At 44.1% G+C, this 16026-nt stretch carries 15 protein-coding genes and 2 tRNA genes; 12 read left to right on the forward strand and 5 right to left on the reverse strand.

Annotated elements, in window-relative coordinates; all coding sequences use genetic code 11:
* Positions 1–110 precede the first annotated feature (110 nt).
* From rny to LRM45_RS02410, 4 genes are all read left to right on the forward strand, one after another.
* Positions 111–1601: a ribonuclease Y gene (rny, locus tag LRM45_RS02395; RefSeq protein WP_243826592.1), complete on the forward strand. Its 1491-nt coding sequence runs from the start codon at positions 111–113 to the stop codon at positions 1599–1601.
* Positions 1601–2128 (forward strand): NUDIX domain-containing protein, encoded by a 528-nt coding sequence (locus tag LRM45_RS02400; protein ID WP_243826593.1) that lies wholly within the window; start codon positions 1601–1603, stop codon positions 2126–2128. The genes rny and LRM45_RS02400 overlap by 1 nt, the downstream gene beginning before the upstream one ends.
* Positions 2128–2763, forward strand: coding sequence for a 2,3-bisphosphoglycerate-dependent phosphoglycerate mutase (locus tag LRM45_RS02405; RefSeq protein WP_243826594.1), 636 nt, complete (start codon positions 2128–2130; stop codon positions 2761–2763). Before LRM45_RS02400 ends, LRM45_RS02405 begins: the two co-directional genes overlap by 1 nt.
* 102 nt (positions 2764–2865) lie before the next feature.
* A tRNA-Pro gene (locus LRM45_RS02410) sits at positions 2866–2942 on the forward strand.
* 43 nt (positions 2943–2985) lie between these two features.
* Here LRM45_RS02410 and LRM45_RS02415 read toward each other — a convergent pair.
* From LRM45_RS02415 to LRM45_RS02425, 3 genes are read right to left on the reverse strand one after another with little or no spacing between them, the layout of a single operon-like run.
* Positions 2986–4497, reverse strand: coding sequence for a glycosyltransferase family 39 protein (locus LRM45_RS02415; protein WP_243826595.1), 1512 nt, complete (start codon positions 4495–4497; stop codon positions 2986–2988).
* A 3-nt stretch (positions 4498–4500) separates the two neighbouring features.
* Positions 4501–5223 (reverse strand): type 1 glutamine amidotransferase, encoded by a 723-nt coding sequence (locus tag LRM45_RS02420; RefSeq protein WP_243826596.1) that lies wholly within the window; start codon positions 5221–5223, stop codon positions 4501–4503.
* The gene (locus LRM45_RS02425) at positions 5223–6485 is read right to left on the reverse strand and encodes a Mur ligase family protein (RefSeq protein ID WP_243826597.1); all 1263 of its coding nucleotides are present in this window, start codon (positions 6483–6485) and stop codon (positions 5223–5225) included. Before LRM45_RS02425 ends, LRM45_RS02420 begins: the two co-directional genes overlap by 1 nt.
* Before the next feature lie 44 nt (positions 6486–6529).
* On the opposite strand from LRM45_RS02425, the gene LRM45_RS02430 reads away from it, so the two are divergent.
* Together LRM45_RS02430 and LRM45_RS02435 are read left to right on the forward strand one after the other, a co-directional pair.
* Complete coding sequence (locus tag LRM45_RS02430; protein WP_243826598.1) at positions 6530–6910, forward strand: hypothetical protein; 381 nt, start codon at positions 6530–6532, stop codon at positions 6908–6910.
* On the forward strand, positions 6901–9351 hold the full coding sequence (locus LRM45_RS02435; RefSeq protein ID WP_243826599.1) for an AAA family ATPase: 2451 nt from the start codon (positions 6901–6903) through the stop codon (positions 9349–9351). Before LRM45_RS02430 ends, LRM45_RS02435 begins: the two co-directional genes overlap by 10 nt.
* 69 nt (positions 9352–9420) lie before the next feature.
* Here the strand turns inward: LRM45_RS02435 and LRM45_RS02440 are convergent.
* Positions 9421–9497: transfer RNA gene (locus LRM45_RS02440), tRNA-Arg, on the reverse strand.
* Between the two features lie 54 nt (positions 9498–9551).
* Here LRM45_RS02440 and murB point away from each other — a divergent pair.
* The 6 genes from murB to LRM45_RS02470 all read left to right on the forward strand — a co-directional run bounded on the left by murB (position 9552) and on the right by LRM45_RS02470 (position 14687).
* Positions 9552–10577 (forward strand): UDP-N-acetylmuramate dehydrogenase, encoded by a 1026-nt coding sequence (gene murB / locus LRM45_RS02445; RefSeq protein WP_243826600.1) that lies wholly within the window; start codon positions 9552–9554, stop codon positions 10575–10577.
* Positions 10578–10618: 41 nt separating this feature from the next.
* Positions 10619–11104, forward strand: a complete 486-nt coding sequence (locus tag LRM45_RS02450; RefSeq protein ID WP_243826601.1) for a prepilin-type N-terminal cleavage/methylation domain-containing protein — start codon at positions 10619–10621, stop codon at positions 11102–11104.
* Complete coding sequence (locus LRM45_RS02455; RefSeq protein WP_243826602.1) at positions 11092–11541, forward strand: type IV pilus modification PilV family protein; 450 nt, start codon at positions 11092–11094, stop codon at positions 11539–11541. Before LRM45_RS02450 ends, LRM45_RS02455 begins: the two co-directional genes overlap by 13 nt.
* Entirely contained in the window at positions 11528–12373 is an 846-nt protein-coding gene (locus tag LRM45_RS02460; RefSeq protein WP_243826603.1) for a PulJ/GspJ family protein, read from the forward strand. Before LRM45_RS02455 ends, LRM45_RS02460 begins: the two co-directional genes overlap by 14 nt.
* Positions 12370–14151, forward strand: coding sequence for an RCC1 domain-containing protein (locus LRM45_RS02465; protein ID WP_243826604.1), 1782 nt, complete (start codon positions 12370–12372; stop codon positions 14149–14151). The genes LRM45_RS02460 and LRM45_RS02465 overlap by 4 nt, the downstream gene beginning before the upstream one ends.
* 77 nt (positions 14152–14228) lie before the next feature.
* Positions 14229–14687 (forward strand): prepilin-type N-terminal cleavage/methylation domain-containing protein, encoded by a 459-nt coding sequence (locus tag LRM45_RS02470; protein ID WP_243826605.1) that lies wholly within the window; start codon positions 14229–14231, stop codon positions 14685–14687.
* 63 nt (positions 14688–14750) lie between these two features.
* Here the strand turns inward: LRM45_RS02470 and LRM45_RS02475 are convergent, their stop codons facing one another.
* Complete coding sequence (locus LRM45_RS02475) at positions 14751–16019, reverse strand: serine hydroxymethyltransferase (protein ID WP_243826606.1); 1269 nt, start codon at positions 16017–16019, stop codon at positions 14751–14753.
* Between the last annotated feature and the right edge of the window lie 7 nt (positions 16020–16026).

Genomic DNA, 16026 nt, shown 5'->3' on the forward strand with positions numbered 1-16026 from the left:
GGCGGTTTGCGATTTTTGATTCGCCGAATTAGATAGTTTGAAGTTGATTGGCTGTTGATATTTTTCCTTGAGACGAACACTCAGGGGCGGCTGATCGGAAAGGAATGATAATGATAGAAGTAATTATTGCTGCGGCTATTGGGGCTGGCGCGGGTGCTGCTGGTCTTATTGGATATCAGAGAACTCGCCAAATTAACGGTAAAAATCAGATTGAGCGAGATCTGGCAGATGCGAAAACTAAGGCGAGCGACATCGTCCTTAAGGCTAAGGACGAGGCGCTTAAGATTGAAAATGAACGTCGCAAGGAATGGCAAAAGACCGAAAATCGTTTGGCGGATCGCGAGAAGACTCTGGATAATAAGCTGGAGGAGCTTGATCGACGAGCAGAAAAATTGCGCGCGCATGAGGATGAAGTTGATAATCTTAAAAATGAAATTCGCGACATCCGCTCCAGGCAGCAGGAGAAATTGGAAAAAATCGCTGGATTGAAGAAAAAAGACGCTGCCGATAAGTTAATGCAGATGACCGAGCGTGACATTAAGCAAGACTTGGTCGGTTTGGTGTCGAAATTACAACATGACGCAATGGATGACGCTGAAGAACGGGCGCAAATGATCCTAGTGACCGCGATGGAACGAATGAGCAGTGAAGTTACTGCTGAACGCACGGTGACTGCTGTCAAATTGACTGATGACGAGATGAAAGGTCGAATTATTGGTAAGGAGGGGCGTAATATTCAGGCGCTCCAGCGCGAAACTGGCGTCGATATTTTAGTTGACGATACACCTGGCATGATTATTTTGTCGAGTTTTGATCCTGTTCGCCGACAAGTGGCTCGTCTTAGTCTTGAGATGCTAATGAAAGACGGTCGTATTCATCCTGCACGCATTGAAGAGGTTGTTGCCAAGGCTAAGAAACAGATTGAAAAAGAGGTTCGACAAGCTGGTGAAGATGCTATGCGCGAAACTGGCGTGGTTGGGATTCCGAAGGAAATGCTGTTGCTTCTTGGTGAATTGAAGTTTCGTACCAGCTTCGGGCAGAACGTTTTGAAGCATTCAACAGAGATGGCGCAAATTGCTGGAATGATTGCCGAAGAAATCGGCGCGGATGTGCGCATTACGAAAATTGCTACACTTCTTCATGACGTTGGTAAGGCTGTGTCACATAAAATTGAGGGCAAGCATCATCATATTGGGGCGGAATTAGCTCGTAAATATGGTATGGACGAGAGGATTGTTCACGCAATCGAAGCGCACCACGATGATATCGAAGCAACAACTCCAGAGGCAATTATTGTTCGAGTTTGTGACGCGGCTTCGGCTGCACGTCCAGGTGCGCGTAACGTTTCGGCTGAAAACTTTGCAGAGCGAATGCGCGATTTGGAAAATGTCGCTACGAGCTTTGAGGGAATTGATAAGGCTTACGCGATTTCTGCCGGCCGTGAAGTTCGTGTGATTGTGAAACCTCAGACAATTGATGATTTGTCGGCGATTAAATTGGCGCGAGATATTGCGACGAAAATTGAGTCTACAATGCAATATCCTGGCACCATTAAGGTTAACGTGATTCGCGAAACGCGAGCAATTGAGTTTGCTAAATAATGAAATTTACAGATGAAGAGCGACGGGCTTGGCTGGTAAGTTTGGATAGGCGTTTTTCTAGTGCGGCAGTGCTGATTGAAAATGAGCAGGGCGAACTATTGATTGTCAAGGCTGGCTATAAAGACCATTGGTCGCTGCCTGGTGGCATTGTTGACGCTGGAGAATCCCCGTTGGAAGCGGCGGTGCGCGAGGTGAAAGAAGAAGTCGACATTCAAGTCGATCCTAAGGATCTGAAACTTGCCATGGTTGCTTCGCGTCATTCTGATGAGTTTTTGACGCATCAATTTGTGTTTTTTACAAAGTTAGAAAACGATGCTTTTTCTGAGATAAAATTGCAGGAATCGGAAATTGTGGCTAGTAAATTTATTGCCAAAAATGAGATTGATTTTGAAGACATGTCGCTGCTCTGGGCAATCAGATTTTGGGCAATTGATAAATTCGGTTACGTAAATACGAAAATTATTGATAATGACGGCGTGAAAAAAGAAGTTGTAGAATTTTTTGCGCCGATGATTGGAGGGAAATAATGGGAATATTAGTTATTAGTCGGCACGGTGAGAGCGAGTGGAATCTGCTTGGTAAGTGGACTGGCTGGACGGATGTTAATTTGACGGAAAAAGGTCATAATGACACAGTGCGATTGGGCGCTTTGCTGAAAGGTGTGGTATTTAATGAGGCTTACACTTCGTCATTAAAACGTACACAACAAACTTTGGCAGCGCTACTCGAAGGGTGCGGTGTTGAAAATCTACAAACAACGCATGCAACTGAGTTAAACGAGCGTGATTATGGTGATTTAACTGGAAAAAATAAATGGGAAGTTAAAGCGGAGATTGGCGAAGAGGCTTTTAATGGTATTCGACGCGGTTGGGATTATCCAGTGCCGGGCGGCGAAACTTTGAAGGACGTTTATGCGCGGGTTGTTCCATATTTTGAGCAAGAGATTTTGCCAAAATTGCAAAATGGTGAGAATATTTTATTGGTGGCTCACGGCAATTCTATTCGAGCTTTAATTAAGCATCTCGACCAAGTTCCGGAGGCCGAGATGGCGAATGTAGAGATGCCATTTGGTCAATTGCTGGTTTATACGTTCGAGCCCGGTCAATCTTTGCCAATCAAAAAAGAAGTATTGTCGGTTGAGATTGAAGCTGTGAATGCTTAGCTGTTGTATTTTTAGTGATCTCTTTTAAGTTTTATGGGATTTTCCTGTACTTATTCAGTGATATATGTTAAGATAGATCAGAGCGAATGATAGAGATATCTTCGGGGTGTGGCGCAGTTGGCTAGCGCGCGCGGTTTGGGACCGTGAGGTCGAAGGTTCGAGTCCTTTCACCCCGACCAATTGAAATCATTCAACGTATTAAAATAACTGGCATTTAACCAGTTATTTTTTATTTTCGTATAGTCCAATAATCAAATCGCCATCATGAAATTCTTGCTTTAATTGCCAATAGGGCGGAACTTGTTTTTTATATTCGTCATATGTTTTTTCGCGAAGAATAAGCCAGATTCTTGGAGATTTTACTAACTCTAAAGAACTAATTTCTGGAGTATTCAATTTTTTAATTAATCCCCATTCGCCAACCCAACCCAGTTCTTCTTTTGGCTTCAGGAGTATAATTTCTTTATTTGTGCGGTTGTAATATGAAGTATGAAAATAAGTGTAGATCTCGCCAGAGATAATAACATCACTACTCTGGATATTTTCATTTATATGATTCATGGCTGTGCTGGTGTTGTTCCAGGATGATTCTGCGATATTTTTACTGCCGATATGCCACATATAATGACCGATAAATAATGTCAGGACAATAGATATTCCAATAGACCACCATTTTTTATTAGAAAAAATAAGCCCGATGAATATCGCGGTTAAGCCGTAAAACGCCGGTGCCGAATAAGTGAAGTATCGATCTAAGTAAACTGGTCGACCCTGGCTGAGTATGTAAACGATGATCATCGGCAGCAGCAACCAAATTGTTAAAATCCAAATTGCTGCTTGGTATTTTGGGTGTTTTTTGGCTAGGATGAGTGAAATTGCGATTATAATTGGCGGCAGTAGCAGCCCAAAATAGCGGACAATTCTGTCGTCATAAGTTAAGAACATTGATAGTGTTGTTGGGATGGTAAATTTAGTGACTTCGGGGATCCAGAAGCCACCGCTTACTCGGCTGGTTTGGGAGATCATAACTGGTAGCCAGGGAAGGAATAGTAAAAAGCATGTTCCTGCGGCAAGCCAAACGTTTTTGTCCTTAAATATATTTTTTATGGCAGTGCGATTTCCGCCGAGTTTTAGCCAAATATATACGAAATGCGCCGTTAATATGAGCGCTAGGAAATATTGCGTATAAAGACCGAGTGCTACTAAAATTCCATATAGCACCCACCAGAACTTCTTATTTTTGTGCTCGACTGCCACGACAAATGCGTATGTCATTGCTACAGCCAAAAGTGCTGTCAGTGCATACATTCGAGCTTCGTCGCTATAGCGGATTAAGAACGGTCCTAGCGCTGCTAAAAAACTTCCAAATACGGCAATTCTTTTAGAGAAAAGTTTTTGGAGTAATAGAAATAATAGGGCAATCGTCAGAACTCCGCACGTAACGCTAAATCCTCTGAGCGAAGCTACGGAATTGCCGAAAATCGATTGCCAAACGTGCATAATAACGTAATAAAGTGGCGGGTGAACGTCTGTGGTCGTAATGGCGATAATTTCTCTGATTGGTTGCTGAATGATGGCTGCCGTATAGCCTTCATCGTGCCAAATATCGGCTTTTGTTAAATAGGTAAGTCGAACGTTGACGGCTAAAATTAAGATTGGAATTAGCCAAACCCAGCCGGGCATTTGATGAAGAAATGAATATAGCTTTTTAAGATATATACGGATTTTTTTCATGAATTATCTGGATAATTTTAACGCTATCTCTCTCGCTTTATTCGCTAAAGTATCGTCAATTTTTTCCAGCCCCGAATCTGCGCTTACGCCGCGCCGCTCTAGTGCTTCGCCAATAAGAAAGTCTGCAATTTGTGGGTTTTTAGGTAGAATCGGACCATGGAGGTAAGTGGCGATGATGTTGTTATAGCGAACACCCTCATTTGCGTCGGTCATATTATTGCCGGCGCCTTTAATAACTTGCCCAAGAGGTTTGGCGGTCTTATCTAGGAAAGTTTGTCCGCTGTGATTTTCATAGCCAACGATATCTCCAAATTCCTGACTTCTAATGACAATGTTACCGATCATCCGCTCGTCGCCAGCAATTGTTTCAATCGGCAGAATATTAGCGCCAACAATTTCCTCGCCCTTGAGTGTTCGGAAAAATCGACCAAATAATTGGTACATTCCGCAAATCATCAACATCGGCACACCGTCTTTTGCTAATTGTCGCAGTTCATCAGCTCGCGCCAGAAGATCATTTTGGATAATCGTCTGCCCAGAATCTTGTCCGCCGCCGCCAACAAAAATATCAATTTTAGAAAAATCTGTTGAATCGCCTGGATTGTGATCAATAATCTCAACTTCGAAGCCGCGCCGTTCTAGTCGTTTTTTCAGGACTAGCGTGTTGCCCCAGTCGCCATAAAGATTCATATCTCGCGGATAAAGTTGTGCAATTGTTATTTTCATTATGATATTTCCTCCACGTCGGTTTTTTCGCTCAGCAAGCGACGAATCGCTGTCATGGCTGTGTAGCTACAAAAAATCTGTTTTGGCTCATCGAGATTAGTATTGATAAAATCTTCCAAGGCCTTCGAAATATTAGTGTCAATTTTCCCAATTGGAATGTCGTCATATTGAAGTCGCAAAGCCATATCGTAAGCACGCGCACCGCTGATCATTGCTACGTTTTTTAATAGCGAAAAATCGACGTCCCAGAACCAACTAACATCTCGTCCGTCGGCGTAATTGTCATTAACAGCGATCATCGTAGTGCTATTGTTTTTGGCAAACGACAGAAGTGCCAATCGAAAGCCGCTTGGATTTTTCACCAAAATAAGCTCAATTGGCGTGCCATTCAGGTAAATTGTTTCGCCACGACCAAACGCCGGCTTTATATTTTCCAGCGCAGATAAAATTGTATCGGTAATTTCCGGTCCCGCGATTTGTCGAGCCAGGGCAACCGCCGCCGCCGCATTGAGAAGATTATAAACTCCAGTGAGTTGTAGATCTACGTCAATTTCTTTATTGTCAATTTGAAAAGTCGCCTGTTGAGCGTTAATTTTTTTCAATAAAACATCGGCAACTACGCTTTGATTTGCGACTGCGGTTCCGTATTTTAGAGTGTCGTCTGTTGGCATTAATTGAAGCAATTCGCTGGTTGTACCGAAGAACACTTTTTTAGCCTGAATATGTTCGCTAATCTTAAAAATTCGTGGATCGTCGCGGTTGAGAACGACAGTGTCGCTGGTGGCTTCAGCTATTTTTTGAAGCAATGCGGCTGTATTGTCGATTTCTCCAAATCTGTCCAATTGATCGCGCATAACATTCAGAAGCAGGGAAAAGCGCGGACGAACAATTTGCACAAACTTAACCGCCCAAGCCTCGTCCAGTTCCAGAACTGCAATGTCAGCATCCAGCTTGCCGCGGATATTAACCTCATCAAGTAGCGCCGCTGCCACACCTCGGGAAAAATTGCTACCAGTACGATTGGTGAAAACTTTCAGCCCGACTGATTCTAATAGCTCCACGACGATTTTTGTCGTCGTCGTTTTCCCATTCGTTCCGCTGATAATCACCACGCCTTGCGGTAAATCTGCCAACGTTCTCTGAATAAATTTTGGGTCAATTTTTTCAATCACCAAACCCGGCAAGGCCGAACCGCCGCCGCGTAATTTAGCGACTTTCTTGACGCTTTTGCCAATAATAGTACTAATCATCTGTCTCGCCATATTTTCCATTATACTCTGCCGGGTCGATGTGCTACAATATCAATATGTTTTTGGTGGGTATCTTTCAGTGGTGGTATGGCAATGGCTTGTTGCAATATATACGACAAAGTTTTCTGGGAGTTTTACGAACCGCGGATTTTTTCTCAGTCGGTCTGCTTTTGAGAACCTTATTCAATCCGTTTCGCCAGATTTCAGCCGCTCCAGTTGGCGGCGACTTATCCGTGCAGCTATCTGCGTTTTTTGACAAGATGTTCTCGCGAGTAATTGGCGCGGTGGTGCGCTCCATGGTGATAATTATTGGGATATTGATGATATTGTTACGATTTTTGTGGATGATTGTAGGAATTATTATGTGGCTGGCGCTGCCGCTGATGCCGTTTATCGGAATTATTTTATGGCAAATGGGAGTTTTTGTATGGAAATAGAGCCGAGATTTAATTACGACAGTTTACGATCTCAGAAAGCACGATTTTCTGTAAGGTTCGGCAATGCTTGGCATATCGTGGCGATAGCTGTCGGCATTATGATGGTGCTACTTGGTTTGTGGTCGTTGATTGAACACGGGGCTATTGGCTGGCTATTATTTGGTCTGAGCGGTCCAATGATTATGGTGTCGATTTGGTGGGAAAAAGACTTAAAGACTGCGGAGATTAGTAAAAATCCTAAGACAATTGACGATGTGATGGCGGCGGACGTTTTGGGCAAATTGCCGCGCAGACCGACGCCGATTGATATTGCTGAGGCGATTACAGGTACGCGAGCCGGGCAGTTTTTGGCAGTACGGCTGGGTTTGACGCCGAATTTCTTGCGTAATATTTCCGTCGACGATCCGGATCGAACGGAGCAGATTTGGAAGGCGGCGATTGAAATTTGGCAGAGTACGAAAAGTCCGAAGATTACTAGCGCGGTTTTGGCGGCGGCGATAGTAAAGCAATTGCCCCAACACGATTCTTTGCTGGCGAATATGAAGATCGATTTTCATGATATCGAGGAGGCTATTCGATGGTACGAGCGAATAAAGGCGCTGATTGACCAATATAAAGAGAAGCCGTTAAATACGGGCGGAATTGCTAGGGATTGGTCTTTTGGTTATACGCCACTGCTGAGTCGATTTGCTCAGAATATTAGCGTCAGTGTATCTGGCGGTGCGTTTACAACTAAGTTGGCTGCGCACGAGGAGACGCTGGGGCAGATGCTTAAAACGTTTAGTTCTGGCGGGCGGCAGAATATTACGCTGGTTGGAGCTGACGGTGCGGGAAAAAGTACTGTCGTGTCGGCGTTTGCGGAAATGCTGATTGATGGACATCGAGGCGTTCCTGGTTCGCTGATGTATCAGCAAGTTTTTATGCTTGACGCGTCGTCGCTGATTAGTGTGGCGTCGGGTCGCGGTGAATTGGAAAATCTAGTAACGATGATTTTGAACGAAGCTTTTCTGTCGAAAAACGTGATTTTATGTCTGGACAATGCGCAATTATTCTTCGAAGAAGGCGTTGGTTCGGTTGACCTGAGTAATGTGTTATTGCCAATTCTGGAGGCGGGCAGACTTAGGACGATTTTAACGATGGACGATCAGCGATTTTTGCAAATTTCCCAGACTAAGCCGCAACTGGCTCACGCTTTGAACACAATTGCAATTCAGCCGTCAAATGAACCCGAAACTATGAAAATTATGCGCGATCAATTGGTTTTATTTGAGGCACAGCACAAAGTGACATATATGTATCAGGCGCTGGCGGAGGCGTATCGTGTTGGCGATCGTTATGTTCAGGACTTAGTGATGCCGGGTAAGGCGTTGAAAATTTTGGAAGCGGCGGCAAGTTATGCGAGTGGTGGGCTAGTGACTGCGCAATCTGTGGATGATGCGATTGAAAAGACTCTTGGTATAAAAATTTCGGTAGCATCTTTGAGCGACGAAAAGGAAAAATTGTTAAACTTGGAGTCATTAATTCATCAGCGAATGATCAATCAAACGCGAGCCGTGACAGTTGTTTCTGACGCTATTCGCCGCGCGCGCACAGGTGTTAGAAATCAGAATCGACCGATTGGCGCATTTCTGTTTCTTGGTCCGACTGGTGTTGGTAAAACGGAGCTTTCGAAAGCTTTGGCGGATGTTTATTTTGGTGGTGAAGGCAATATGATTCGCTTGGATTTGAACGAATTTGTCAGGCCGGATGACGTGGCTAGGTTAATTGCGGATGGCGCGCGAGATCCGGGGAGTTTGACGGCTCAAGTTCAGAAGCGCCCGTTCTCTGTCGTGCTTTTGGATGAAATTGAAAAGGCTCATCCGCAGGTTTTAACGACACTTTTGCAGCTTTTGGATGAAGGAATACTTCGCGATGAAAATAACCGAGAAATTAGTTTTCGCGATACAATTGTAATTGCGACGTCAAATGCTGGCGCGGATAGAATTCGTGAATATATTGAACGGGGCTATCAATTGGAGCAATTCGAGCAGACATTTATTAACGAGTTGATTAATGCCAATTTATTCCGCCCAGAATTCTTGAACCGTTTTGATGAAATTGTTCTATTCCGTCCGCTAGGAAAAGAGGAATTGCTGCAGGTTGTTGATTTGATTTTGGCGGGAGTTAATAAGACTTTGGCGCCGCAAAAAATTCAAGTTGCGGTCGAGGAGGAAGGTAAGAAATTGTTGGTCGAGGCTGGCTATGATCCAAGATTGGGAGCTCGTCCGATGCGCCGCGTCGTCCAGCGAGCTGTCGAGAATACCGTCGCCAAGCAAATGCTGGCGGGAACTGTCGCGCCTGGCTCAACTACAATTATCACCGCTGATCAAATTCGCCAAATTTTAGGTTCACAATCTGCGCAAATGTCGCCAGAGATTCAGAACCCGCCACTGAATAGCTAGCTCAGCCGCTCGACTAGTGTTTTTATAGTGTCATTATAAATAAAAACCCGTCATAATGACGAGCTATTTTGGTACACCCGGCAAGATTCGAACTTGCGACCCCTTGGTTCGAAGCCAAGTACTCTAATCCGCTGAGCTACGGGTGCGTATGAAGTTATTATATCATAGATGACGGTCGAGTAAAATGATATACTATATGCATGGACGTCATGACTAATATATCACTGAAACAATACACGACTATGAAATTGGGAGGTGAGGCTCGCTATATGGCGACGGCGGATTCTGCTAGTGATGTTGTGTCACTATATCGTAATGCCCGAAAGGAAAATTTGCCGATTTTTGTGTTGGGTGGTGGCAGTAATGTGATTACGCATGATGAGGTTTTTGAGGGAATCGTACTGTTGAATAAGATTAAAGGTTTTGAGGTTATTTCTGAAACTGACGAAACAACTGATGTAAAAATTGGTGCGGGCGAAGTCTGGGATGAGGTTGTTGAGAAGGCTATTGGGCTTGGGCTTCAGGGAGTTGAGGCTATGTCGGGGATTCCGGGAACTGCCGGTGCTGCACCCGTTCAGAATGTTGGGGCATATGGTCAAGAAATTGCCGATACGTTGATTAGTCTGGAGGCTTACGATTCAAAAACCGACACGATTGTAACTATTTCTGCCGATGAATGTGACTTTTCTTATCGAAATAGCATTTTTCGCGACAAGGAAAAAGGGCGATATTGCATTCTGAACATTACTTTACGACTAAATAAAGCAGAGCCGAAACCGCCATATTACGCTTCTTTACAGAGATATATTGACGAGAATGACATTCGTGAGGTTAATTTGTCGGTGATTCGCGTGGCAGTTCTTAATATTCGTTCGGAAAAATTGCCAGACCCAGCGGAATTGCCAAGTGCGGGTTCTTTCTTCAAAAACGCGCTGGTTGAAAAATGGAAATTGGAAGAATTGCAAAAAGAATATAGCGACATTCCAAACTATGCAATGTCTGGCGGAAGATATAAAATCCCGACAGGTTGGTTGATAGATAAGGCTGGCTTAAGGGGTTATCGCAGTCACGGCATGCGAGTTTACGAAAAGAATGCGCTGGTGCTCGTAAACGATTCGGCAACAGGATATGATGATTTGGCGGCGATTCGTGAGGAAATTGTGCAAATTGTCTTTGACAAGTTCGGTATAAAAATTGAGCAAGAGCCGCTAGAACTTTCCCGATAATAAGCATATGCTTTTTTGTAGATTTGCGCTACAATATTGATATGAATCGTGGGACGGGTGGCTATACGATAGTTGAAGTGGCAGTAGTTATTGTGGTTGTGGCGATTTTGGCTAGCATTGCCTTTGTTGGTGGCGGAAGATTTTTGAACTTAACCAAAGATCAGGAGCAGAGGGCCGATGTATCTGAGCTGTCTTTGAGGTTGGAGCGATATTACAAGTATAAAAATGTTAGTTCTATCGGTCACGAGTATCCTTCTTGTGCTGATCTTATTAAAAGTTTTTCGTCAATCGCAGGGAGTGATTCACTAAAAAAAGAAATGGTTAAGTGTAATCGGAGTGATTGGGCTGGCGGTAGTAATGGCGAATTGTTGTACGAGGCGGCAAACATAGACGATGGAGATTGCACGAAGCCAACTTCTGGGCCTATAACTGACGTGGCGACGGTAACTTGTGTGAAATATAACATTATATATAGGGAATTTTCGACGGGGTCGGAAAAAAGGGTGAATAGTATATGGCGCGACTAGTGGGAAAAAGCGATGGATTTACTATTGTCGAAGTTGCGGTAACTCTGGTTGTTATTGGTATTTTCATGGCTGTTATATTAAGTATGCAAGCGCAAGTTAGCCAAATATCAGTCATGAATTCCCAGCACAACAAGGCGAGTCTTCTGGCGTATAATAATATGCGTCGTTACGCGAATGATTCCACTCCGTCGTGGTTTAAGTGTAACACGGCGTCGTCGAATACTAGGTATGAAGTTACGAGAACTATTGGTAGTGTCGATGGGCTGCCTGGAATGGTTAGGCAGCAAGTATATGCATCAGCGCCATACGGATGTAAGAGTGGAACAGTTAGCCTGGGGATGCCGATTAAAGTGGAGTCTATCGTAGAATATGGATTGCCAAGCTCTGGCGTGGGTAGTGGAAAGAAGGTAGTACATGCGACATATGTGGCGTTCTAGTGAGAGTGGTTTTACTGTAGTAGAACTAGCCCTGGTGATGGTCATTGTCGCAATGGTCGTCGGCGTGTTTAGTCAGATGTTAATTTCAGCAAACCAAAGTGCGTCTATCAGCAAGGCGAAGGTTGAGATTAGTCGAAATATGCACAATTCCATGGATGCAATTGAAACTGACGTTCGTCAAGCTTCGCGCTTTAAGGTGAGTAGTTATGATGGAGAGGATACGTTTGCTACCGATAAAAATTTCCCTAGTGCGACGCCTAGAGAATGGAGATATAGAAGTAATCCGTATTCAAGTAGCGCCATTACTGATCCCGAAAAAAACTCACTTATACTACTCCAATATGCTACAAATATGGGTCGAGGCGCCGATTCTAGGGAGATTGTATATCTAAGAACTCCAAAGTTTGACTGTAATGCAAATAAGACTCAGCAACCGAAGTATAAAAAAATAGTCATATATTTTTTGAAGAATGGAGAGTTGCATCGACGGACTATCTATAATGATTTAGTTGATTTTTCCAGTTATCCTCCAGCGCCATATTCAGGGTCTGCTGCGAGTTACTTTTGTATGAATAGTACGGATGCTGATAGGTTTAAAGATCGAGCCATGAAGCTTCGTGAAGATTCGATTTTGGCAACTGGAGTTTCGGAATTTAAGATTAATTACTATGACGGAAAAACGCTGATAAGCAAAAATAGTGACGCTCCAGATAGCGATAATAAAGCTCTTGATGGCGCGGATAATGTAGAGGTTACTTTAACAATACAATCACCAAGTAAACAAGTTTCCGATTCTCAAACATTAATGATACGAAAGATAAATAACTTATGATTCGACAAAAAAACGGCTATTCTTTGGTGTTGATCGTGCTTATGAGTACTTTCATATTAGCTCTTTTGGCTGGAGCTATGAGGGTTGTGGCTCAATCATATATTTACTCTCAGGAAGAGTATTATTACAAGTTAGCTCAAGAGGCTGGTGAGGCGGGTACGGCGTATGCTAACGCCTGCTTGGATTCTAATGGAGCTGAGCAATCATGGGGGTCGGTTCCTGGTGGAATTGGTCCGCTTCGCCCGGAAACTAATTGTAAGGGGGCTGTAAATCCGAGTTATGAGAAATATGTATTTGATGAAGGCAATAAATTTAGGACGACTTTTGAAGTCGGTGATTTGGAGGCTTCGACTAGAAGCACGGCTTTGTCGGCCGCTACCGCTCAAATCTCATCTATTGGTCGCGTTGAAATAACAAATGGGAGTGGCGTGGTTCTTAAGACTTATACTGCTGTTGTAAAAAAATCAGTTACTTGGCCAGCTGATATTGACGCAACGCGTACAGTAAGCGGCACTTATCGTACGTGCGCTATATTGTCGAATAATGTTTGGTGTTGGGGCAATAATGACAAGTATGAAAGTAATGAATATACTATGGGTCAATTGGGCGACGGAACTACTGTTAGTTCTAATGTCCCCGTGAAGGTGCGTTCTGTGGGCGATATGAGAAACGGGAAAATTATTGATATATTTGCGGCACAATTTCATAGCTGTGTATTGACTGAATTTAGTTCTGTCAGGAAGATATATTGTTGGGGTAATAATAAATTTGGACAACTAGGTAATGGAGAGTTTGGCGACGGTAAATATTCTAGTGTACCAGTCGAGGTTAAACCGCCTACTGGCGCGCTAGCTGCAGATTTTGCTGGAAATAATATCAGTGCAATTGGAGGAACCGGCGATGTTTCGTGTGCTATTGCTGCAGGAAAGGTGTATTGTTGGGGTAGTAATAATATAGGTCAATTGGGTTACGGGAGCCCCGGCAGCCCTAAGTCCAGCGCAACGCCAGTGCGTATTAATTCGGGCGGTCCCGACAGGCTTCCTAATAATTATTCTGCTACTAAGTTATCAACTGGCGGATCTCGTTCAGAAACTATGTGCGTTATAACCACCGAAAAAAGAGCTTACTGTTGGGGACAGGCTAGGTTTGGGCAGCTGGGTATTGGTGTGCCGCATTATAGCGGCTATGGTAATGCTACCAGAGTTAAAGACTTGGAGGATGTGACTGATATATCTCAAGACGGATACACTTGGTCGGGCTCTCCTGATTATGTAACTCACACCTGCGCTATTGCTGCGGGTAGAGTGTACTGCTGGGGTGGCGCTGGGCGCGGACAGGCTGGATCTCCGGGGAGTGGCACCCCTAAAAAGCATATTGAGCCGAGGTTAGTCGGTGGTTTGCCTGGGGTGGCGCTACAGGTTGAGGTTGGCATTGCCCATTCTTGTGCCTTGACGAACGATGCCGGTACCAAGAAAGTCTATTGTTGGGGCGATAACAGATTGGGTCAACTTGGAGCGAATAGGATAGATATTCAATATACATTTACTCCTCAGCCAGTTAATGTTGGTCCAAATGGACTTCCTGCTTCAGAGAGTGTAGTGAGTTTGTCTGCTGGGGCAAACCGCGGCTGTGCAATTATGTCGGACAAGCGCTCTTACTGTTGGGGATTGAATGATAATGGGCAGATTGGTGATGGAACTTCAGGTAGTGAAAATAATAGGTTCAGCCCAACGGAATCTTTATTCTTGCGTCCAGTACAGAATCGATATATATATTAAAAAACGCTTGCGCTTTTAAAAACGTTGTAGTATTATCAAGTTACAAATCAAACTAACAATTTAGGGGGCACATTATCGTGACTACAAAGAATATCAAAAATCAAGGTTTTACACTAGTTGAGCTTTTGATCGTTATCGTGATCATCGCAATTTTGACAGTCGTTTCTTTGGTTGCATACAACGGTTTGCAAAACCAGGCAAAGACATCTGCTGCCAAATCCGCTGCTGACGCTGTTGCTAAGAAAGCTGAGCTATACAACACAGCAAATAGTAGTTATCCAGCCGACTTAGGAAAACTAACAGACGCCGCTAATTCTGGCGAGCCATACTATTTGGATACAAAGACAGTTAACACTATGTCAACAGCATTCCCTGCTGTTGGTAATCCTATCAGCCCCGCTCCTAAAGAAGCTAACACTATTGAGTATAAAGTATGTACTGACAACAAGGGTGCGCACGTTAAATACTACAACTTCTCAACAAGCAAGGTAGAAGAGCGAACGATTGGTACTTGTCCTACTACTTCTGGTTCGTAATTCGGTATAGGTAATAAAAAAACTCTGGCTTAATGCCAGAGTTTTTTTATGTGCGGGTTTATGTTAAATATCGCGTAGAGTATGGCAGAATTCTACGACTTCTTTACGGAGTTCGGCCAACTCATCGTCATTGTCGCGATTATCTATTGACCGCCTCATCCATCCTGCGATTTTTTCCATGTCGTCTTCTTTGGCGCCTCGCGTCGTGACGGCTGGCGTGCCTAAGCGAATGCCGCTTGGTCTAAATCTTGGCAGAGGGTCGTCTGGAATTGCATTGGCATTTAGCGTCAGACCGATTTTATCCATGGCGATTTCCGCTTCCTTGCCGTCAATGCCGAAGCTGCTGTGAATGTCTGCCAGAATCAAATGGTTGCTGGTGCCGCCAGTTACTAGCTTAAAGCCGCGTTTTTGCAACTCTTCCGCCAGTCTTTTCGCGTTTTTGACAATTTGCTCGGCGTAATCTTTGAATTCTGGCTGTAAGGCTTCACCAAACGCTACGGCTTTTGCAGCGATGGTGTGCATGTGCGGTCCGCCTTGCGTGCCAGGGAATACCGCTCGATCAATCAACGTAGGTAAATTATCGAGAGTTTTCTCTGGTTTTTTCAATGGATTGCCAACTATTCCTCGACTAAGAATCAGCCCGCCTCGTGGTCCACGTAGAGTTTTATGAGTTGTTGTGGTAATTACATGAAAGCCATAGTCGAACGGATTTTTGGCAACGCCACTAACGATTAGCCCTGCGATGTGGCTCATATCCGCCATTAGCATAGCGCCGACCTCATTGCCAATTTCGGCAAATTTTTCATAATCTAACTCTCGTGGATATGCCGAAAATCCCGCCAAAATGATCTTTGGTTTGTGTTTTAAGGCTAATTGGCGAATCTCTTCATAGTCAATTTCGCCAGTGTCAATATTTTTTATGCCATAACGAATGAAATTGTATTCTCTGGCGCTACGAGTGACTGGAGCGCCGTGTGTAAGATGTCCGCCGTGAGCCAAATCCATAGCCAGAATGGTGTCGCCAGGCTCGCACCAAGCGTAATAAACAGCCTCATTAGCCTGCGCTCCAGAATGTGGCTGGACGTTAGCGTGATCTGCTTTGAAAAGTTTCTTAGCGCGGTCAATTGCCAGCTGCTCGACTTGATCAGTGTTTTCTTGTCCGCCGTAATAACGTCGACCAGGGTAGCCCTCTGAATATTTATTAGTGAAAACACTACCGAGCGCCTGAAGCACGTCTGACGAAACGTAATTCTCGCTAGGAATTAGTTCCAGACCGTCCGTTTGGCGCTTTTTTTCTGCTTTTATAAGTTCTTCAATTTGCTTGTCTCTCATGACTAAA

The organism is Candidatus Nanosynbacter sp. TM7-057 (genome assembly GCF_022828295.1).
Taxonomy (GTDB): domain Bacteria; phylum Patescibacteriota; class Saccharimonadia; order Saccharimonadales; family Saccharimonadaceae; genus Nanosynbacter.